This window comes from Natrinema gari JCM 14663 (assembly GCF_000337175.1).
Taxonomy (GTDB): Archaea; Halobacteriota; Halobacteria; order Halobacteriales; family Natrialbaceae; genus Natrinema; species Natrinema gari.
Window position 1 is genome coordinate 43,069 of the sequence record NZ_AOIJ01000087.1, and the last position, 20,174, is coordinate 63,242.

A 20,174-nucleotide genomic window follows, 5' to 3' on the forward strand; every position below is an offset into this window, starting at 1 on the left:
CACGGGTTCTCGCAGGTAGCCCGACATCGCCAATGCGTTCCACGTCCCGTCTCCGCTACGACGTGGAGTTCGAGTTCGGACGGCGGTCGGCCGCCCCGCCGCCCGTGCCGCGTCCTTCCCGCTGGTAGATTCGCAGGCGAGCCTCGCGGACGGCGAACGCCGACTGGAGCGATGGCGGGATCGTCTCGGCCTTGCCGATGACGAGGTAGCCGTCCGTTCGAAGTGACCGGGCGATCGTTTCGAGCATCGGTCGCTTGTACGCGTTGTCGATGTATATGAAGAGATTCCGGCACGTGACGAGATCGAACCCCGACTTCGGGTCGTCGTTGATCAAGTCGTGGCGCTGAAAGCGAACGTTTCGCTTGATCTCGTCACTGATACGGTAGGTCCGACCGTCGACATCGACGTACCGCCGGTAGTCGTCGAGAAAGGAGAGTTGCTCGTCGAAATCAACCGTCCGTGATTCCTCGTAGACGCCGTTCCGAGCCGTTTCGAGCGCCGGTGTACTGATGTCGGTCCCGAGAACGTAGACGCTGGACTCGTCGATCTTGGGATCGTCACGCGCGAGCATCGCAAGCGAGTACGGTTCTCGGCCGTCGGCACACGCGGCACTCCAGACTCGGACGGTCGTCTCTTTCGCGGACAGCTTCCGGAGGACGGTCCGAATCCCCGACCAGACATCCGGATTCCGAAAAAAGCCGGTGACGTTGATACTCATCGCCTCGAGCAACGCCTCCTGTTCGTCGGCATCGGCTCGCAGGTGCTCGAAGTACTCCTGATACGTCTCGTTTCTGGTCCGTCGCATCCGCGAGGAGATACGCCGGTCGAGGTAGCTGTCGTTGTAGTGACTGGTCGCGAACGACAGCTCGTCTTCGACGAACGCGAGGAGATCGGCGAACACCTCGTCGTCACGGTCACCGTCGTCGGGGTCTGTGCCGGCGTCGCCAGCGCCGTCACCGATCACAGCTCCGTCACTCCGTTATCGCCGTCGGACGTTTTCACCACGAGCGTGCCCGTTCCGGGCGTGAATTCGACGGTTCGACCGTATTCGCCGCCGACGTCTTCCGCCTCGAGCGGGACGCCGAGTTTCTCGAGTTCCGTCTTCGCGGCGGCGATGTTTCGCTGTCCGACGCCGTCGCCGAAACTCTCGAATTCGAACATGTCGCTGCCGCCGGCGATTTTCGCTTCGACGGCGGTGTAGTTTGCACCTTGCTCGACCATGCGCCGGAGGAGCGCACGGATCGCCGTATCGGCGTACTTGCCGGGTTTGCGGTCGCTGTTGTCCGCAGTGTCGCCGTCGGGCAACATGACGTGTGCCAAGCCGCCGATATTGGTGTTCGGATCGTACAAGGCGATGGCCAGACATGACCCGAGGCCGTAGGACTTGAGCGTGTCGTCGCCGTCGCTGACGACGAGTTCGGAGATGCCGACCTGGACCGGCGTCGGTGCGCCTGGTTCGGTGCCGTATGTTTTCATGTGTTATCGACTTCCTGGAACTCCGCCGTCGTCGGCGTCTCCTCGATCCGATCGACGTCTAAATTGTTCAGCGCCCGCTCGAGATCGGACTCGTCGGGGATGGCGTACACTTCACAGTCGAACTCCCGACCGTCGGCCATGACGACCGTGTCGAAGACGAACGCGAAGTCCTGATTCTCGCCGAGTTGAATGATGACCGGATCGACGGCCGCGGCACCGATGTCGTGGATGAACTCCGGCGTGGAGTGGTCGATCGTCGTATCCAAGACGTTCGCCCACCCGTCGAGGAACCCGCTTGCCATGATGTTCCCGAGTTCCTTGATCGCGCTGGTGCCCATCTCGCCGAACCCGTCCTCATCGACCTCCATGGGAACCATCGCGTCGACGATCTCGTGGGCCGACTCCTCGTCGAACAGGAAGAGGAGATAGCCGCTTGGCATGCCGTCGAATTCGAAGGCGACCCCGACGAGCTTCTCGTTTGCCACCTGCTCGGGGATCGCCTCGAGCGAGACGAAGTTCAGCCGGCGGATGTCGACGCTGGTATCGATACCGGTCAGCGTGGTCGCCGTCTTGGCGACCTCCTCGGCACCGCGTTCGGCCATCCGATCGAAGCCGTCGAGCTTGTCGTACTCGATGCCCTCGCTGGTGCGCAGTTGCTCTAGGAGCTTCGACATCGACTCGCGTTTCGGGAAGAGGTAGTGACTGAAGCCGACCTCGGTCCCGACGGTCTCGATCTGGCTCTGGAAGAGCAAGGCGAGGTCGTCGTCGGCCGGTGCCTCGTCGATGTCGCCGAAGAAGGGCTCGGCGGTCTGTCCCTCGACGAACTCCGGTGTCGAGACATCGATGACAGTCTCCAAGACGTCGGCCCAGCCGTCGATGAAGCCGCTGTTCATGATGTGACCGACTTCGGTGGCCGCGCTCTCGGTCATCTCGTCGAAGCCGTCGAGCTCGTCGACATTGGCGTCGACATCCGCGTCGGGACCGGCTTCCGCGAGCAGGGTTTCGACGATTCGGAGCGCGTTCTCGCGCTCGAAGACGACGACCGAGTAGCCCTCGATCCCGCCGGTCAGCTTGACGCGGACGCCGACCTTCTCCGTCGCGTCCTCGAAGTCGCGCCGGATCTCCTGGCCGCGCATGAAGTTGAGCTTCGTTACGCCGACTTTTGTCTCGACGCCCAGCATATGGGTGAGTCGGCCCGCCGCCAGTCCAGCCCCCTCTCGAGCCATCCGGTAGAACGTACCGAGTGCGTTGACGTCGAGTTTCATGCGGATTGGACTTCGATGCCGTTGACCATTTCCACGAACTCTCCCAAGTCGGGGAAGGCGTAGATCTCGGCTTCGATCTGGTAACTGGGAACCGACAGATCGGAGTCGAAGAACAGTGCCAGATCGTCGCCTCCGAGACTGGCCGTCCGGGTGACGATGTCACCCGTCTGTGCGTAGACGAGCTGTGGCGCGGCGATATCGATCGCACGGCCGAGCACGTCCGCCCAGCCGTCGATGAAGCCACTTGCCATCATGTTGCCCATCTCTTCGACGGCACTGCGGGCCATTTTCCCGGAGACATCGCCCATGTCGTCGACGACGTCGCGAAGCATGATCGCCGTGATCTTCTTCGCGCTCGCCTCGGGAAAGAGGATGAGGATGTGCCCGTGTGGGGGGTCGAGCAGCCGGACGCGGACGCCGACTCGTTTCCCGGCATCGAGCTGTGACTCGATGTCGTCGACGTCGATGAAGTTGGTCTTGGTCACCTCCATCTGGGCGTCCTCGCCGGTCAGTTTGCTCATGTTGTCGGCAACGCCGTTCGTCCCGACTTTCGCCATCTCGTTTATGAAGCTCAGCTTTCGTATATCAACCATCATCGTCATGAATTCCTCCGTAGGTGTGGGTGTTCGCGTTCGTTCATAGTGTCGTCACGTCTAGGATGTTGACTACTTCCCCTCTCCCCCGCACCGTTGCACCGCTGAGCCCCGGAATGCCACTCATAACGCCTTCGTAGGGCTTGACGACGACCTCCTGTTGGCCCTGTACGTGATCGCAGTGCAGCGCCACCTCGCGGACCTCGTCGCGAATGCGGACGACCATCCCGTCGCCGTTCGCACCGGGAGCCGGCGTCTCGAGGACATCGGCCAGTTCGATGACGGGAGACTCGCTGTCGTCGCCGTGGAGCGTGGGTTCGCCGGCGGCCGTTTCGATCGCGGTCGCGGACTCGATGTCCTGTACGGCCTTCGTCGGGATCCCGAACTCCTCGCCACCGCTCTCGATGAACAGGATTTCGTCGATCGCAACCGTCACCGGAAGCGTCATGGTGACGGTTGTCCCCTCTCCCTCGTCGCTGTCGATCGAGACCGTTCCGTCCAGGTCTTCGATCGTCCGTTTGACGACGTCCATACCGACACCACGGCCGCTGACGTCAGTCACCTCGTCGGCCGTCGAAAGCCCGGGATGGAAGATGAGATCGTACGTCTCCCCGTCGGAGAGGGCGGCGGCCTCGTCCGCGTCGAGAACCCCCGCGTTGACGGCTTCATCACGGAGCCGATCCGGATCGAGTCCGCTCCCGTCGTCCGCGACCGTGATCGTCACACGGTCGCTCGAGCGATCGGCGTGGACCTCGACGGTCCCTTCGCGTGGTTTGCCGATCTCCTCGCGCCGCTCCGGTGCTTCGATCCCGTGGTCGACGGCGTTGCGAACCAGGTGGATCAGCGGATCGCCGATCCGATCGAGGATACTCCGATCCAGTTCGACGGTTTCGCCGCTCATCTCGAAGGCGACCTGCTTGCCCTGTTCGCGGGCGATATCGCGAACGACCCGCGGCAGACGACTCGTCACCGTCTGGAGCGGCACCAGTCGGATATCCATCACCGTCTCCTGCAGATCGCCCGTCAGATCCGACAGCGCGTCGAGTTCCTTGTCGAGAGCCGTGCCGTCGTCGTCCGCATCGGCCGCGTGGCGGAGGCGGACGCGACTGGTCACCAGTCCCTCCACGAGCGTGAGCAGGGAGTCGACTTGTTCGATGTCGACGCGAACCGACTGGATCTCGTCGTCCTCGTCGGCGGCGTCCGAACGATCGCTCGTCTCCGGCAACGAGATGTCCGGAATCTCCATCTCGGGTTCGTCGATGGTCCGGACGACATCGCCGGAATCGTCGGTCTCGGACCCGCTCCCGTCGTCGCCGAACGATGCGGCGGTCGACAGGCTCGAGTCCGAATCGGTCTCGACATCCGACGCGGGTTCTTCGAAGTCGGTGTCGAACTCGGTGGCTCCGGGGAACGCCTCGTCGTCGGACTGGCCCTCGAATTGCTCGTCGAACCCGCTGTCGAAGCCGTCGTCAGACTCCGACTCGGAGTCGGTCACATCGGCCGAGAAGTCCGCGAACGAGTCATCGACATCGGCCGCGAAGCTGTCACCGAAGGGGTCCGACTCGTCGTCGGCCGTCTCGAACTCGTCGTCAACGGCCGGCGTCGGCTCGACATCGTCATCGGCCCCGCCGAACGAATCGGCCGTCGCCGCGTCGTCGGTCCCGGACGCCGTGCCGTCGTCGGGTCCGTCGGTGACAGCCCCGTCTCCCGTGTCGGCCATCGCGTCGTCGGGCTCGAGATCGGTCTGCGGGGACGAGTCGTCGGCCGCTGTGGGTTCATCGGCTGCAGGGGCAGTTGCGTCTTCGGCCGACCCGTCGTCGCCCGAATCGGGACGCTCGTCGACGGCGACCGACTCGTCCGAACCGGCCGCAGCGGTGGCCGTCTCGCCGGTGGCGTCATCGTCGGACTCGGTCGCAGCGACATCGTCGGCAGCGCCACTCGCTACAGCACCGTCGTCGGTGACCGGCTCGTCGGGACCCGTTTCCTGGGGTTCCGTCTCACCGCGCTCCGCTTCGGCCACCGCCGAATCGTCGACACCGTCTTCCGCGACCGTCTCCGCATCCGACTCGGGCGCGGCGGTCGCTTCATCGCTCGATCCCGCATCGTCGGCCATCGACGCCGCGGTCTCGTCGGCATCGAACGTCACCTCGTCGACGGCATCGTCGAGCGCGTCGTCGGCTCCGATCTCGTCGTCCGCCTCGTCCGTGTCCGGCTCACCGTCCGGCTCCGAGCCGACCAGGATATCGTCGACCGCGTCCGCCGACGGCTCCTCGTCGTCGAGGAACGAGTCGTCGTCGGCATCCTCGCCGAGGAGTTCGTCCATATCGACCTCCTCTTCTTCGTCGAACTCGTCGAACTCGAGTTCCTCGAGTTCGTCCTGGAGTTCGTCGAATCCGACCATCTCGACCTCGTCTTTGAGTTCATCGAAGACCGCGCCGGCGTCGTCGACTTCGTCGTCGGCGTCGGCTGGAGACGACGCGTCGCCTCCGGCCGCGTCGTCGGCCGTCGACGCCACGGTCCCGTCGCTCGAGCCGGCATCCTCGCGGGCCCCACTCGGCGGCTCGCCCGGATCGGCGTCGAGTTCCTCGATGTCTTCTTCGTCCAGCAGATCGTCGAACGACCCGGCTTCACCCATGTCCTCGAACGCGTCGAGGTCCTCGTCCTCGACGTCGTCGACCATCTCGTCTAAGTTATCGAACTCGTTGAACTCGTCGAGGAGGTCGTCGACTTCGAGGTCCTGGGCCTCGTCGGGCGTGATGCCGTCACCCGGTCCGGAAGCGGCCGCCGACTCCGCCTCGGGCGCGCCTGCGACCGCGTTTTCACCCTCGAACCGATCGGAGACGTCGACGATTTCGAACTCGTCGACCTCCTCGACCGGGTCGAGTCCCGAGGCGATCGCAGCCTCGCCGACCGCGGTCCCGAAGACCGCATCGAAACTCCCGCCGTAGTCCCCGGTCTCGATCGTTTCGCGGGGCGGCTCGGTTCCGATCAGATCGAAGGCGTCGATCAGCGCATCGACGACCAGTTCCCCGTTGTTGATGCCCGCTTCCTGTGCGATCGCGAGGCGGGCGAGATAAACGTCGTGACCGTCGTCGGCCGGCGGCTCGAACCCGGAACAGACGTCATCGATTTCATCTGCCGTCGGCGTTTTGAATCCTGCGGTCGTCCCATCACCATCGGGGAGGTGTTCACGAAGCGCGTCGATCGTCGCCGACGGATCGGTCCGGATCTCGCCGGTCTCGGCGACCTCTCCGACCATCGTCTCGAGTTCGTCGACGGCGTCGAAGACGACGTCCATCAACGACGCAGTCACATCGAGTTCGTCGCGGCGGACGGCATCGAGCAGATCCTCGATCGCGTGGGCGAGGTCGCTGGCCGACTCCAGTCCCATCGCCCCGCAGTTCCCCTTGAGGGTGTGTGCGATCCGGAAGATGTTCTCCATCGCCTCCTCGTTGTCGGGCTCGCGCTCGAGGGTGAGCAAGGCGTTGTTCAGTTCCGTAATTCGTTCTTCGCTCTCCTGAACGAAGTCTGTCAGATAATCACTCATCGTTCTCACCGTCCGTCGTGAACGCGTCGACGATCGCCTCGGCGATGCCGTTTGCGGGCGCGATCGTATCGACACAGCCCGTTTCGATTGCCTGACAGGGGATGCCAAAGACCGGACTCGTCGCCTCGTCCTGTGCGATGGTCCGACCGCCGGCGGCCTTGATCGCCTCGATCCCGGCCGCCCCGTCACGGCCCATTCCGGTCAGGACGATGCCACAGAGCGCATCGGAGACCCGGTCGGCGGCGCTCTTCATCGTCACGTCGATCGACGGTCGCACGCCGTGGACGCGCGTGCCGTCGTCGAGTCGCAGGCGAAGGGCACCGTTGACGTTGCGTGCTACCTCGAGATGGTGGTTGCCCGGCGCAACCGCAACCTCGCCGGCGCGGACCCAGTCTCGATCCGCCGCCTCGCTGACATCGTACGCGCTGTTCGCGTCGAGTCGGTCGGCGAACCGCTCGGTGAATCCGGGTGGCATGTGCTGGACGACCAGCACTTTCGCCTCGAGATCGGCCGGGAGTCGTTCGAACAGCCGTTCGACGATCTTCGGCCCGCCGGTCGACGCGCCGAGGACGATCGTCGGTGCATCGGCGCGGTCGCCGTCGACGGCGACCGGAGCCGCGTCCTCGTCCGGATCGATAGGTGCGCCGATCTCCGGTCCCGCCTCGGGATCGATCGTCCCGGAGTCGGGGTTCGGTCGAGTCTCCGCCCCGCCGCCGGCGACCGCGTTGCCGGTCGTCGTTCCCCGCCCTGCACTGTCGGCGCGTTCCGAGCGAGTCGCGTAGGCTGCCGCCGAGGCTCGCGCGAGTGCTACCGACGAGACGTCGGCCTCGGCGAGTTCGCCGACCGCGTCGACGACATCGTCGCTGAGGTGGGCGATGTTCCGCGAGTCGGAGCCGTCGGGCTTGTGAAGGAAGTCCACGGCACCCCGCTCCAAGGCATCGAGCGTCGCCTCAGCGCCGCGTTCGGTGTGCACGCTGAGCATGAGGATCGGGGTCGGGTTCGTCGCCATGATTCGCTCGACGGCGTCGATACCGCCCATCTCGGGCATCTCGACGTCCATCGTCACGACGTCCGGCTCGAACGTGGCGACGGTCTCGACGGCCTCGGAGCCGTTCGACGCCGTTTCGATATCGTAACCGGCCGCCTCGAGCGCGTTGCCGATGACTGTCCGCATAAACCTCGAGTCGTCGACAACGAGTACTCTCGTCATGCAGCGACGACGTCTGAAAGGGCCTTTCTGACGCTGGGTTCCTCGAACGGTTTCGTGACGTAGCCGTCCGCGCCAGCTTTCACGGCGAGTTTCATTTTCTCACGCTGTCCGACGCTCGTACACATGATGACGCGGGCGTCCGGGTCGATCTTCTTGATCGCCGCGGTCGCCTTGATGCCGTTGCATTTGGGCATCACGATGTCCATCATGACGATGTCGGGGTCGTGTTCTTTGTACAGTTTGACGGCCTCAGCGCCGTTGGACGCCTCTCCGAGAATGCGGTAATCTTGTTCCAAGATCTGGCGCAATAGATTCCGCATAAAATGAGAGTCGTCCACGATGAGCACCCCTGTCGACATTCAGTAGTACACCAAACTCCCGTAGAGATACAACTACCATAAATGCTGTCTCTCGATTATCAGACGTGATAAGCGTTGAATACGCCCCGGAGAGGACAGTCACCGTGGGGGATCCCGAGCCGTGTGTTGTGGCAATTATTCCGACTGCCCGGACGCCAACAACAGTTTATTGACATCGATCAATGCAGTCGCCTCGAGGACGACTTCCCGTGTCGAATCGTCATCCTCCGCTTCGGCCGGTTCGGCGGCCGCCTCGTCGGTCGGTTCGACCTCGAAGGCCTCCCCCATCGATTCCTCGATTCCACCGCTCGTCCCGCGTGTCGACGACAGCGCCATCGATCCGCCCGTCCCCGCAGGGCCGCCGAGGTCGGGTCCGGCCGTCGCGTCGGCAGCGTCGTCCGTCACGACACCGTCGGCGTCGTCGTGTAGCTCCCGTTCCTGTGTGACGAGCGCGGCGATCAGGGGATGCTCGAGGACATCGCCGGAGAGGTCACTGTTCTCGACGGTGTCCTCGTCGAAGATGTTGCTTTCGGGGACCGACTCGACGCCCATGACCTCGTCGACCCGGATGGCAACCGATTGCTGGTCGCTCGCCCGGTCGAGCACGAGGAGTCGCTCACGCCCCGATCGGGATTCGGTGACGGGAAAGTGAACGCAGGGGTCGATAACTGCGGTGATCTCCCCACGGAGGTCCATCAGTCCCTCGATAGCCGGGGGCGACCGCGGAACTCGAGTGAGTTCCGTCGGCGGTTCGGTAATGGTCCTGACCGCGCCGACCGGCAGCGCGAGTCGGTGTTCGCCGAGGCCGACGAAGAGAAACTGGAGATGGAGTTCCTCCTCGCCGTCGCCGGTGGCTGCATCGCCGTTCCGATCGGCGTCGTCGATATCGAGTCCGAGAAGTTTTTCCGAGAGGTCCGGGGCCATGGTCCTGTTCGTGTATCAGGGTCCACCAATAAAACGTTGACTCCACCGTGATTGTGCCAGTCACTGACAGCTCCGATCGCGAAACGAACTCGATCGCATGGATTCGTCGTCTGACCGGGATCGCCCTCGTCGGGTGGTGGGATCGTTCACCCGGGGCACCCGAGTGCGGTCCAGCGCTAACAGAGCGCCTATCAGAAGGCTTATTTTCCGGCCATCCATCCGTTAGACGAAATGGAATCGGTTTCGACCGAGCGGACCGAACGCGACGAGCGTGTCACAGTCCTCACGTTCACCCTCGAGGAGAAACGATACTGCGTCGCGGCTGCATCGATCACTTCCGTGCTCGGCGTCACGGACGACGACCCGCTCGTCGACGCCGACGATCCGTGGCACGCGGGGACGATCCACGTCGCCGGCGAACGGATCAGAGTCGTCGACCTGCCGCGGGTGTTCGGGTCGTCGTTCGAGACGGTGGCTCGCGTCGACCATCCGAAACTGCTCGTCTTTTCCGCCACCGACGGCAACGACCACAATTACGGCTGGCTCATCGACGGCGTCGGCGTGACCAGAGACGTTCCAACCGCCTCACTCGAGCCGCCACGGATACAGACGCGCCACGTCAAGGGACAGCTCGAGATCGACGAACGCGACGTCATCTGGCTCGACGAACAGGCAATTCACGGATAGCGTCCGGGCTCCGAGGTCGAGGCTCGGAACCGACGAGCGATCGCCCGAATTCGCCGGGCAGAACAAGCGGGGGACAGCGGGATCGGGCGGCAATCGACGCGTTCCGTAGGCTCCCGCAGCGTCTCGAACCGCTCGTCCCAGAGGCTTCACAGGAGTCCGGGCGGGCCGCCGTCCGAATCGTCGTCGGTGTCGATATCCAGGCCGAACTCCTCGCGCTCCCTTTCGAGTTGCTTGACCTGCCAGTAGTAGTAGCCGATGCCGACACCGCCGAGCAGGACGACGACGCCGATGAGGCCGAGGAACAGCGGCACGTCCCGCGCGAGGTAGTACCGGAGCGAAATCGTGCTGTCGAGATCATCCCAGGAGAGGCGCTCCCGGCCGTCGACGATCTCTCGTTCGTAGCCGTTCGGCGCGACATCGCCGAACAGGAAGTTCGACGTTCGATGCCCCTCCGGAACCGTCACTTCGTACGACCCCTCGACGTAGGCCGGCAACCGGAACGTCTTCCGGCCGGCGTCGCCGGCGAACGCCAGCGTCCCGTTCTCGTCAGGCACCTGTACGGTCGTCTCCGATCGACCCTGTTCGACCTCGAGTTCCGAGCCCGTGAGCTCGGTCCCGTTGGGATACCAGTAGCGGACGCTGTTGATCTCTAAGGGTTCCTCGCGGAAGAGCGTCGACCGGTACAGCGACAGTTCTTCGGACCCGTTGAGATCGTAGACCGCCTGGAATTCGCCGTCGCTGATCAGATTGCCGTCCTCAAGTTCGATGGCGACGTCCGCGTCGCTGTCACGCAGCTCGCTGTAGTTCCCGTCTTGATCGAGCTGTTCGTCCGAAATGCCGCCGGAAAACGCCGAACAGCCGGCCAGCGTCGCGAGCAGTGCGACCGCAAGCGCCGCGAGAGCGAGCCGTCGATTCATACTAGGGAACGACACAGCGGAGTTCGGCCGGGAGATACTCGCCCACGCTCGCGAGTAGGCCCGGCGGATCGGTGTTTTCGGTACAGATGACGCTTTGCTCGAGCAGTCCGAGTCGCTCGACGGTGACGTAGTCCTGTGCGTGGCCCGCACGGTTGAGTGTGGCGCGGACTTCCGCTCGGGTCGCGCTGTTGACGTTGAGTCGCCCGTCGCCGCGGGTCCACTCGTAGAGGCGGTCCTGTTCGGCCTCGGCGAGACGGGACGGGTCGTCCGCGCCGCCGTAGACGAACTGCAGGGGCAGATGCTGGACCAGTCCGTACCGGTCGCGGATCTGGGTCGCCGACCCCGGGCCGAGTCCGAGTTCGTCGACCGGGATCCGGACGCCGTCACCCTGTCCGGCGTCGAGGACGAACCCGTCTTCGTCCCAGGACTCGAGGGTGCCGACATAGGTGTCGCCGGCCTGGAGATCGGGGACGATTTCGCCGAACTCCTCGCGGAGGACGTTCCGCGCGACCGTGGCGTCGTCGCCGTCGATCGTTACCGACGGGAAGTCGTCGTGCCGAATCCCGATCTCGAACTCCGCGTCGAGTTCGCCGATCTCGTTGGTCACCAGCGAGCGCAGCGAATCCAGCGACCGCTCGCGGGCTTCGCCGTCGACGTAGAGTTTCGTTGCAAGTACGACCATTAGGCGTCCGCGTCGATGTTGAGTTCGTCCTCGAGGGCGTCGAGGCGGTCGTCCATCGCGTCGACCAGTCGGTTGTTATCCATCGATTCCAGCGGCGAACCACACTCGGGACACTCGAAGTTGAAGTCCATCGCCTCGCCGAATTCGAACCGAATAGAGCAGATCTCACAGAGGTAGAACTCGTGGTTGCGCTCGTACTCCCGGCGCTCGTCGAGGGCCTCGTGGAGCCGATACATCTCCTCTTCCAAGTTCTCCGGGATGTTGTCGTACTCGAAGGTCCAGAGATACGTCAGCCACCCCGAGTCCTCGTCGCGCAGTCGCCGATACGTGGCGAGATCGTTCTCGTAGAGAATGAACAGCGCGCGCCGCACGTCGTTCAACTCGAGGTCGAGTTCCTCCGCGAGCTCCTCGTCGGTCACCTCGCCGTCAGGGGGGGCCGCCGCGACGGGCATCCCCTTCGGACCGACCAGCTCGTGCAAATATTTCTGGATCACCGGGTCCTCGAGCAGGTCCTCAAAAGCCATTACCCGCATGTAACGGCATGGAGCCATTAAAGCTTGTCAAGTGGACCCGCCCCGGTGGCGCAGTACGCTATCGGCCGCCTGCGCGAGAAGCGACAGCGGCCACCGATGCCGAACGCCACACCCGTCGGTAGAAGGCGGCAAACGCAGTACAGAAGCCCCCATCGCTCGTCGGGAACGCGCTGACCGACACGACCGCCGGCGGGGTCGAGCGCGATGCTTATGATGCTGGCTCAGCGTTTTCGAGACAATGACGCCCGATGCCTCCTGCGGTGGCGCTCGGTCGGAGACCGCCTGCTCGCGGATCCATCGCCTCGAGTTCGACGTTCCCTGGCCGCCCAAACACGTCGCCGCCTACCTGCTCGAGGGGCCCGAGCCGATCCTGATCGACGCGGGCGCACCCGACGAGACCGGCAGCTCGGACCGCGTCGGTGAGACGGAACTGCGCGAGGGGCTCGCCGAGGTCGACGCCGTCCCGGCCGACATCGACCACGTGCTCGTGACCCACATCCACAGCGACCACATCGGCCAACTCCCCACGCTCCGGGCGGCTGGCGCGACGGTTCACGCACCGAAGGCAGGGCTCGCCCGACTCGAGGCCGAGCTGGACACCGTCCGGGCCGGCCTCCGGGAGACGGCGCGGTCGGCGGGCTACGACGACGACCTCGAGACGGTACTCGAGGAGGAACTCGACTCGCGTCGTCGGGACCGCCGATTGGTCGACGCCGAGAGCGCCCGGCCGATCGATCCGACCGAACCGTTCGTCGTCGGTGGTCGCGAGTTCCGGGTCTTCGAAACGCCGGGCCACGAAGTCGATCACCTGTGTTTCGAGACGACCGTCGCGGGGACTGACGTGCTGTTCGCCGGCGACGCGCTGATCGAGCCGTTTCGCGCGGGGGCCTTCCACGTCGGCTTCGACCGCGGTGCCTACGAGGCCGTCGACGCCTACTACGAGGCCATGGACCGACTCCAGGGAACGGCTGCGACGCACGTCTTTCCCGGCCACGGCCCTGTCTTCGAGGACCCCCAGCGAGTCGTCGAGACCACGCGAGAACGGTTGGATACGTTACTCGCGGAGACGCGGGCGGCGCTCGAGGCGATCGAGCCGGCGACACCCCGTGCGATCGCCGAGGAACGCGTCGGGACCGTCCGCTATCACGCGCCGGTACTCGACACGCTCGGGGCGGTCGGCACGCTCGAACGGCGTGGAGCTGTCACGTTCGAGACGACGGACAGCGTCCGGTACTACCGGATGGCGTAGGACCGCGCGACAACCGGCGACCTACTCCTCACGCTCCTCGAGTTTGTACTTCTGAATCTTGCCGCTCGTCGTCCGGGGCAGGTCCGTGACGAACTCGACCTCGCGGGGATGTTTGTAGCTGGCCACCGCTGCCAGACAGAACTCCGTGATCTCCTCGGCGGTGACGTCGCTGCCGGGAGCAACGCCCTCGGACGGGATCACGAACGCCTTCGGCACCTCGTTGCGCCGCTCGTCCGGAACCCCGACGACGGCGACGTCCGCGACGGCCTCGTGTTCCAGGATGAGGTCCTCGAGTTCGCTGGGATAGACGTTGTACCCACCGGAGACAATGACGTGTTTCTTCCGGTCGACGATCTCGTAGTAGTTGTCCCGATCGCGGCGGGCGACGTCGCCGGTCCGAAAGTAGCCGTTCTCGGTGAAGGCAGCCGCGGTCGCCTCCGGCATGTCGTGATAACCCGCCATGACCTGCGGGCCGCGGACGAGGAGTTCACCCTCCTCGCCGGGGCCGACTTCCACACCCGAGTCGTCGACGATCTTGCAGTCAGTCATCCGGAGCGGTTGGCCGATCGTCCCGTGTTGCAGCCCGAAGGTCGACCCCGACTGCGTGTGGGTCGCGCCATGGGTCTCGGTGAGACCGTATCCCTCGGCGATATCGACGCCCGCGGTCTCCTCGAACCGCTCCTGGACTGCCGTCGAAAGCTTCGCACCGCCCTCGGAGGCCGACTCGAGGCTGCTGAGATCGTACTCGCCGAAGTCGTCGAGCGCAACCATATCCGCGTACATCGTCGTGACGCCGACGAAGTGCGTGATCCCCTCGTCCTCGATGAGTTGCAGACACTCCCGGGCGTCCCACTCGAGTGCGCTCCGGAAGTAGAGTCGGCCGCCGCCGACCAGCGGCTGGAGGGCGGTGTGGGTGAAGCCGGTGATGTGGTAGAGAGGCAGCCAGGTCAGGCTGCGGACGGCCGCCGGCTCGACATCGACGTTCGAGGCGGTCAGCGGCCACAGCAGCTGTGCACGGGTGTTTTCGTGGGTGAGCTCGACCCCCTTCGGATCGCCGGTCGTCCCCGAGGTATAGGGCAACAGCGCCACGTCGTCGTCGGCCCGCTCGACCAGCGTCGGCTCGCCACGCAGGTCCTCGAAGGCGTGATCGTCCGGGTCCCGCTCCCAGTCCTCGCTCCGGATGGTGATCACCGCGGGCTCCATGTCGGCGTCCGCGGTCGCCTGGGCCACGACATCCCGGAGCGCGGGGTGGGTGATGACGGCGCTCGCGTCCGTGTCCGCCAGCTGGTAGGCCACTTCGCGGCGCTTGTACTGGGGATTGACCGGCGAGATCTCGACGCCGGCCTTGAACGCGCCGATCGAGGCGATCAGGTACTGCGGACAGTTCGGCAAGAACAGCAGGGCTCGATCGCCGGGCTCGAGGCCAATCCCGTGGAAGCCGCCGGCGAGTTCGGCGGTCCAGTCGCGGACGTCCGCGTGGGTCCAGCGCCGGCCGTGATGTTCCATCGCCTGTGCGTCCCCGTGGTGAGCTGCCGTCCGATCGAACAGGGTCGCGACGTTGCCCGCTCGCGCAGCGTCGTCGATCGCCGTCAGGTCCATGCATTGTGGTACCCCCGACCACATTTAAAACCTTATCTATCCAACACACGCGGACCGGAAGCAAGCTGGCGAGCCCGGCCGAGCCGTGACGAGCGATACATTTAGGAGCGTGAGTGTAGTATTGCCGACAGATGGTTCTCGAGTCGGTATCTCAGCTGCGTGATCGCATCGACCGCGTCGATGCCGCCGTCGCCGCCGTCGGCATCGGTGCGGCCGTCGGTCTCGACGTGGCACCGAGCGTGATCGGGTCGCTCCTCGGGATCGCGATCGGGAGCGTGTTTTTCGAGGTCGCGCTCGAGGAGTTCGACGTCGATCCGGCGCTTTGCTGGCTCGCCTTCGGGGTAGTCGCCGTGGCGGCAGGTCTCGTCCAGCTACGGGAGGGGAGCCGCTGGTTCGGTCCTGCGCTACTGGCGGCTGGCTGCTGGATCTGTCTCGATGCCCTGTCCGCGCGGCGGCCCGACGACGGCACAGCGGAGACCGACGCGCCCGACATGACGGACGACGAGTACTACCTCGTCGCACTGCACAGCCGCTGGCTGCTTGTGGCACTGCGCGAGGCCGACCGGCCGCTCACGAAGGCGGAACTCTGTGATCGGACCGGACTCATGGAGGCGGACATCGATCGGCTGCTCGCGGTCCACGGTGGCTCGAGCCCGATCGAACGGGTGGGAAACGGCTACGTACTCGACGAGGACGAAACCGGGGTCCTCGCGGCTGTCCGGACGGCCGTCGGGATGATCTGGGGCCGACTCGTCCGGCCGGTTCGACTGCTCGCCTCGCGCGGGTGACACCCGCTCGTTACTCCGCGTCGGACGCGGACTCGTCCTCCGTCGCTTCGACGCGCTTGCCCGTCTCCATCGGAATCACGTGCCGGTCGGCGTCGACCCATTCCCGCTCGAGTTCCCGCCCCTCGAACAGGCGGTCGAGGAAGACCGCCAGTCCGGCTACTTCGGAGTGGGGCTGGTTCGTGACGCCGACGTTCCAGTCGGCTTCCTCGTAGACGTCGAACGGGACTTTCTCGGAGCCGACCACGAGCAAGAGCGACTCGCCCGCGTCGGCGTGAGCCGCCCGGATGTCGTCCGCGACGTCTTGGACGCGCTCGCCGTACATCGTCAGGTGGACGACTTTTCCCTCCCAGTTGCGGATGATCCCCTGTGGCCCCTCGATGAGTTCGGCCTCGAAGGGACCGCCGAAGCGGTCGGTAATATCTGCGACAGTCTCGAGCGACTGGCCGGCGTTGTCGGGAAAGAGCACGCGGTCGGCCCCCAGCGCCCGCGCGGTCAGTCCGACGTGGGTCGTCATCCGATCGTCCCGGCCGGGCCGGTGGCCGAGTCGAAGGACGGCGACCTCGGTGTCGTCGTGCATGCCCGTAGTCACTCTCGGGCGAGGTTAGGAGGTTTCGTTTTCCATTCAGGTCGCACCGAGTTCGGTCCGCCACGCTGGCACGCGGACCGATGCGCGTGGCACCCAATAGTAAGTGCTCGACGCGAGTGGGACCGAGTATGGAGAAGACGAACGAATCGACCCTCGCGTGGCAGGAGTACGACCACGGTGAAACCGCGTTCCGCCGGAAAGAACTCGCGAACGCCGTCGACGCGTCCGACCTCGGCTGCAGCCTCTACGAACTGCCTGCGGGAATGCGGTCGTGGCCCTACCACTACCACACGGCCAACGAAGAGGCGATTTACGTTCTGGCGGGCGAGGGACGGCTCAAAACGCCGGACGGGCTCGAGCCGCTGACGGCCGGCGATTACGCGACGTTCCCGGCCGACGAGTCGGGCGGCCATCGGGTCGTCAACGACGGCGACGACCCACTGCGATATTTGGCGATATCGACGATGAACGAGCCCGACATCACCGTCTATCCCGAAACGGGGAAATTCGGCGTCTTCGTCGGCTCGCCGCCGGGCGGCCGCGACGAGCGGTCGCTCGAGGGGTACTATCGCATCGATGACCGGACGGAGTACTGGGAGGAGTGACGGAACGCGACTCGACGACAGCGCCGTCCCGAACGCTGGCATCTGGCGGCTGCACGCTCGAGATAGCCGCTCCGACGGCTGCTGTCGGCGAATTTGGACGAACACTCGCCCGCGAACGTCGCCGATACGCTTTTTCGGGTGCGTGCGAAACACCCGCATAATGATGGGGTTCCGGAGGCGGGTGAGCGGCCGATGACGAGGGTTCGCGAGTGGATCACGACTGCCCGTGAAGAACGGTGGGGAATGCTGACTGATCTCGCGTTCGCAGTCGTCTGGGTAACGGTCGTCGAACTCGTCACCTACCTGCTCTCGCCCCCGACCTGGGTGTATTACACGCTCATGCTCGCCGGGATCGTCGCGTATTTCGGCTTCGTCTGGAACTTCGAACTCGCGATCAGCCAGCAGCACCGATAAGTTCGACTGCGGACTCCTCGAGCGACCACGCCGACGGGAGACCGAGTGGTCTCCGATCCGCCGTACCGATGGCGCTCCCGTCGGCCGGAGAACACGTTACAAAAAACGAGCCGCAGTCAGCGATCCGCTACTCGGTCTCTTGGCCTTCGATATCGACGACGAGGACCGGCACGTGCGTCGACCGGAGCGTCCGTTCGGTGACGCTGCCGAGTAGCGCTCGTCGGATACCCGACCGTCCGTGCGACCCCATCACGACGAGGTCGATGTCGTTGTCGTCGATGTAGTCCGAAATGAGCGAGTGGGGTTTGCCCGCCGAGACGTTCTCGACGGACTCGAGGCCGCGTTCCCGGGCGCGGTCGGCGACGTAACCGGTGGCGCGATCGGCGCGTTCTCGGACTTCGCCCATCTCGCTGAACTGGCCCTGTTCGATGCGATCGACCTGTTCGGCACCCAGACTCAGGCTCATCGAGTCGGTATCGACCACGTACAGGGCGTGGACGTCGGCCCCGTACTGGTCGGCGAGGTCGAGCGCGTGCGCAACCGCAGCCTTGGACGTTTCGCTGCCGTCAGTCGGAACGAGTATTCGGTCGTACATTGGGTTAGTCATCCGCAGGTGGTTCGCCGCCATCAGTGCTCACGGCGTCCTGTGCGGTCTGTTGCTGCCCCATGGGTTCGGGACTATGACACTGCCGGACCAGTCGTTTGGTCTCCATCGATGGTTCGTCGGTCACCATCGAAACGGCGATGGTGATGATGAACACTGCCGGTGTCCCGACGAGCGCCGCCCCGATAGGCGGCACGTACTGGGCATAGATGGGGACGATCGCTGCCCCTTCACCGCCGGCGAGCTCGGCGAGGAAGCCGACGTAGCTCGGGAGCACGCTGTTGATGATCGACGTGATCCAGATGAACAGACCGGCGGACATCCCGGCCAGCGCGCCCGGCTTGTTGGTGTTCTCCCACCACAGACCGAGGAAGAACATCGGGAACAGCACGATCCCGGCCAGCGAGAACGCGTATGCGACCAGTTCGCCGATGAGTGCCGGCGGGTTGAACGCAGTGACGGTCACCAGCGCGCCGATGACGACGATGGTGACGCGGCCGATGAGGATCTGCTGGCGCTGGGTCGCGTCAGGGTTTATCAGTTCGGTGTAGATATCGTGTGCGACTGCCGAGGAGGCGGTGATGAACAGCCCGGCGGTCGTGGCAATGGCCGCGGCCATCGCCCCTGCGGCCACGAGTCCGACGAACCACGTCGGGAGAGTGGCGAACTGCGCGGCCAGCACGACGATGACGTCACCCTCCGCGCCCGTCATGCCGCCCGTGCCCGCGTAGGCACTGGCTCCTTGGGTGACCTCGAAGAGATTGACGCCGAAGGCCGCCATCGCGGGTGCAGACCAGTACAGCAGGCAGATGAAGAACAGTCCCCAGACCGTCGACCAGCGGGCGGTCCGCTCGTTCTGGACCGTATAGAACCGCACTAACACGTGTGGGAGGCCGCACGTACCGACGATGAGCGAGAACGCGGTGGCCACCCAGAGGTAGAACGTGTTGTCGCCGAGGAACGGTTCCGAGAACTGGCGGCTCAGTTCGCTGAAGAGCGCCCCGTACTGGATCTGGGGGAGCACCGTGGAGTATCCCTGCGTCCAACCGACGACGTACACGCCCGCGAGGAACGCGACGATGAGGATGACGTACTGGACAGCCATGTTCTTCGTCGCCCCCAGCATCCCGGAGAGTGCCAAGTAGCCGACGGTAATCGTCATCATCACGATGATCATCGGGATGATGTCGAGTCCGAAGACGTACTGGCCCACCAGCCCCATGCCGCGGGCCTGTCCGACCGAATAGACGTACGCGATCAACAGCGTCGTGAAAGCCGCCAGCGCTCGTGCGACCGGCGAGTTGAAGCGATCACCGACGAAGTCAGGTGCGGTGTACTTGCCGAACCGACGCATCTGTGCGGCCAGGAAGATGAGCAACACGAAGTAGCCCGTCGTCCAGCCGACGATAAACGCCAGTCCGTAGAAACCGGCGAGGGCGACGAGTCCCGCGAGCCCGAGATACGAGGCGGCGGACATCCAGTTGGCACCGATCGCCATCCCGTTCTCGATGTTCCCGATACCCCGACCGGCAACCCACATGCCCTCGGTATCGGCGACCTTGAACACGTATCCAATGACGAGGAACGAGGCCATCATCAGGAAGATCATGATGGCCGGGAGCAGCTTGAACGAGATGTCAAGCGCTTCGGCCTGGAGCGGGACCATCATTGGTCACGACCTCCGTCGGTCGCCGCCACGTCCGTCGTTCCACTGTCGCTATCGACTGTGGCAGGCTCGATTCCGTATTTTTGGTCCAGTCGGTCTCGAGAGCGGGCGTAGACCGCCGACAGTATCAATGCCCCGGTCGGGGCACCGATAGCAATGAGGAAGTAGTGAAGCGGGAAGCCGAGCCCTGGAACGCTTCTCGTCATGAGGTCCGGTGCCAACCACGTCAGCGTCACCGGCCCCCAAACGATGAGCACCCATGCGATGAACGTTCCCCAGACGAGTTTCAGGTGATCGCGCATGAACGGCGTGCTCGGCTTCAGGAGGTTGACCTCCGAACTGAGATAGTCGGTGTTTCGGTGTGCTTGACCGGGCTGTCCGGCCACGCCACCGTCCGTTGCGGCTCGTTCATCGGTTGAATCATGGCTGTTATTATCTGGCATATGTGTGTCTGTGTTCGAGTCGTGTAT

21 protein-coding genes are annotated in these 20,174 nt (G+C 64.7%); 5 read left to right on the plus strand and 16 right to left on the minus strand.

All coding sequences use genetic code 11. From position 1 onward, the window contains the following. Positions 1–55: 55 nt before the first annotated feature. From C486_RS19410 to C486_RS19445, 8 genes are all read right to left on the minus strand, one after another. Positions 56–964, minus strand: a complete 909-nt coding sequence (locus C486_RS19410) for a CheR family methyltransferase (protein WP_008459303.1) — start codon at positions 962–964, stop codon at positions 56–58. Then, complete coding sequence (locus C486_RS19415) at positions 961–1,476, minus strand: chemotaxis protein CheD (protein WP_008459305.1); 516 nt, start codon at positions 1,474–1,476, stop codon at positions 961–963. Before C486_RS19415 ends, C486_RS19410 begins: the two co-directional genes overlap by 4 nt. Then, complete coding sequence (locus C486_RS19420; protein WP_008459306.1) at positions 1,473–2,741, minus strand: chemotaxis protein CheC; 1,269 nt, start codon at positions 2,739–2,741, stop codon at positions 1,473–1,475. Before C486_RS19420 ends, C486_RS19415 begins: the two co-directional genes overlap by 4 nt. Continuing rightward, positions 2,738–3,343 (minus strand): chemotaxis protein CheC, encoded by a 606-nt coding sequence (locus C486_RS19425; protein ID WP_006186561.1) that lies wholly within the window; start codon positions 3,341–3,343, stop codon positions 2,738–2,740. Before C486_RS19425 ends, C486_RS19420 begins: the two co-directional genes overlap by 4 nt. Before the next feature lie 34 nt (positions 3,344–3,377). After that, complete coding sequence (locus C486_RS19430) at positions 3,378–6,881, minus strand: Hpt domain-containing protein (RefSeq protein ID WP_008459308.1); 3,504 nt, start codon at positions 6,879–6,881, stop codon at positions 3,378–3,380. Continuing rightward, complete coding sequence (gene cheB, locus C486_RS19435; protein ID WP_014865270.1) at positions 6,874–8,091, minus strand: chemotaxis-specific protein-glutamate methyltransferase CheB; 1,218 nt, start codon at positions 8,089–8,091, stop codon at positions 6,874–6,876. The genes C486_RS19430 and cheB overlap by 8 nt, the downstream gene beginning before the upstream one ends. After that, positions 8,088–8,450, minus strand: coding sequence for a chemotaxis protein CheY (gene cheY, locus C486_RS19440; RefSeq protein ID WP_006181855.1), 363 nt, complete (start codon positions 8,448–8,450; stop codon positions 8,088–8,090). The genes cheB and cheY overlap by 4 nt, the downstream gene beginning before the upstream one ends. Positions 8,451–8,585: 135 nt before the next feature. Next, complete coding sequence (locus tag C486_RS19445) at positions 8,586–9,374, minus strand: chemotaxis protein CheW (RefSeq protein ID WP_008459316.1); 789 nt, start codon at positions 9,372–9,374, stop codon at positions 8,586–8,588. A gap of 231 nt (positions 9,375–9,605) precedes the next feature. Here C486_RS19445 and C486_RS19450 point away from each other — a divergent pair, with 231 nt between their 5' ends. After that, a complete protein-coding gene (locus C486_RS19450) occupies positions 9,606–10,061 on the plus strand; it encodes a chemotaxis protein CheW (RefSeq protein ID WP_008459317.1) in 456 nt (151 codons plus the stop codon). Positions 10,062–10,207: 146 nt separating this feature from the next. Here C486_RS19450 and C486_RS19455 read toward each other — a convergent pair whose 3' ends face one another. From C486_RS19455 to tfe, 3 genes are read right to left on the minus strand one after another with little or no spacing between them, the layout of a single operon-like run. After that, positions 10,208–10,978 (minus strand): DUF5803 family protein, encoded by a 771-nt coding sequence (locus tag C486_RS19455; protein WP_008459319.1) that lies wholly within the window; start codon positions 10,976–10,978, stop codon positions 10,208–10,210. A 1-nt stretch (position 10,979) separates the two neighbouring features. Continuing rightward, positions 10,980–11,660, minus strand: coding sequence for a DUF2110 family protein (locus tag C486_RS19460; RefSeq protein WP_008459321.1), 681 nt, complete (start codon positions 11,658–11,660; stop codon positions 10,980–10,982). Next, positions 11,660–12,184 (minus strand): transcription factor E, encoded by a 525-nt coding sequence (tfe, locus tag C486_RS19465; RefSeq protein WP_006186554.1) that lies wholly within the window; start codon positions 12,182–12,184, stop codon positions 11,660–11,662. Before tfe ends, C486_RS19460 begins: the two co-directional genes overlap by 1 nt. Positions 12,185–12,431: 247 nt before the next feature. Between tfe and C486_RS19470 the strand changes: the two genes are divergently transcribed. Next, positions 12,432–13,442 carry an MBL fold metallo-hydrolase gene (locus C486_RS19470; RefSeq protein WP_008459323.1) on the plus strand — a complete coding sequence of 337 codons (1,011 nt, stop codon included), beginning with the start codon at positions 12,432–12,434 and terminating at the stop codon, positions 13,440–13,442. Positions 13,443–13,463: 21 nt separating this feature from the next. Here the strand turns inward: C486_RS19470 and C486_RS19475 are convergent, their stop codons facing one another. Continuing rightward, positions 13,464–15,041, minus strand: a complete 1,578-nt coding sequence (locus C486_RS19475) for a class I adenylate-forming enzyme family protein (RefSeq protein ID WP_008459325.1) — start codon at positions 15,039–15,041, stop codon at positions 13,464–13,466. 131 nt (positions 15,042–15,172) lie between these two features. On the opposite strand from C486_RS19475, the gene C486_RS19480 reads away from it, so the two are divergent. Beyond that, entirely contained in the window at positions 15,173–15,829 is a 657-nt protein-coding gene (locus C486_RS19480; protein ID WP_008459327.1) for a hypothetical protein, read from the plus strand. Between the two features lie 10 nt (positions 15,830–15,839). On the opposite strand, the gene C486_RS19485 is transcribed toward C486_RS19480, so the two are convergent. Then, entirely contained in the window at positions 15,840–16,406 is a 567-nt protein-coding gene (locus C486_RS19485) for a tRNA (cytidine(56)-2'-O)-methyltransferase (RefSeq protein WP_008459329.1), read from the minus strand. Positions 16,407–16,543: 137 nt separating this feature from the next. On the opposite strand from C486_RS19485, the gene C486_RS19490 reads away from it, so the two are divergent. After that, the gene (locus tag C486_RS19490; protein WP_008459331.1) at positions 16,544–17,020 is read left to right on the plus strand and encodes a cupin domain-containing protein; all 477 of its coding nucleotides are present in this window, start codon (positions 16,544–16,546) and stop codon (positions 17,018–17,020) included. 192 nt (positions 17,021–17,212) lie between these two features. Further along, positions 17,213–17,434, plus strand: a complete 222-nt coding sequence (locus C486_RS19495) for a hypothetical protein (RefSeq protein WP_049910725.1) — start codon at positions 17,213–17,215, stop codon at positions 17,432–17,434. Between the two features lie 127 nt (positions 17,435–17,561). Here C486_RS19495 and C486_RS19500 read toward each other — a convergent pair whose 3' ends face one another. Genes C486_RS19500 through C486_RS19510 form a run of 3 tightly spaced genes read right to left on the minus strand, consistent with a single transcriptional unit; the run spans position 17,562 to position 20,147 of the window. Further along, the gene (locus tag C486_RS19500) at positions 17,562–18,029 is read right to left on the minus strand and encodes a universal stress protein (RefSeq protein ID WP_008459334.1); all 468 of its coding nucleotides are present in this window, start codon (positions 18,027–18,029) and stop codon (positions 17,562–17,564) included. A gap of 4 nt (positions 18,030–18,033) precedes the next feature. Beyond that, positions 18,034–19,707, minus strand: coding sequence for a sodium:solute symporter family transporter (locus C486_RS19505; RefSeq protein WP_049910722.1), 1,674 nt, complete (start codon positions 19,705–19,707; stop codon positions 18,034–18,036). Next, entirely contained in the window at positions 19,704–20,147 is a 444-nt protein-coding gene (locus C486_RS19510; RefSeq protein ID WP_187290129.1) for a DUF4212 domain-containing protein, read from the minus strand. The genes C486_RS19505 and C486_RS19510 overlap by 4 nt, the downstream gene beginning before the upstream one ends. Positions 20,148–20,174 lie beyond the last annotated feature (27 nt).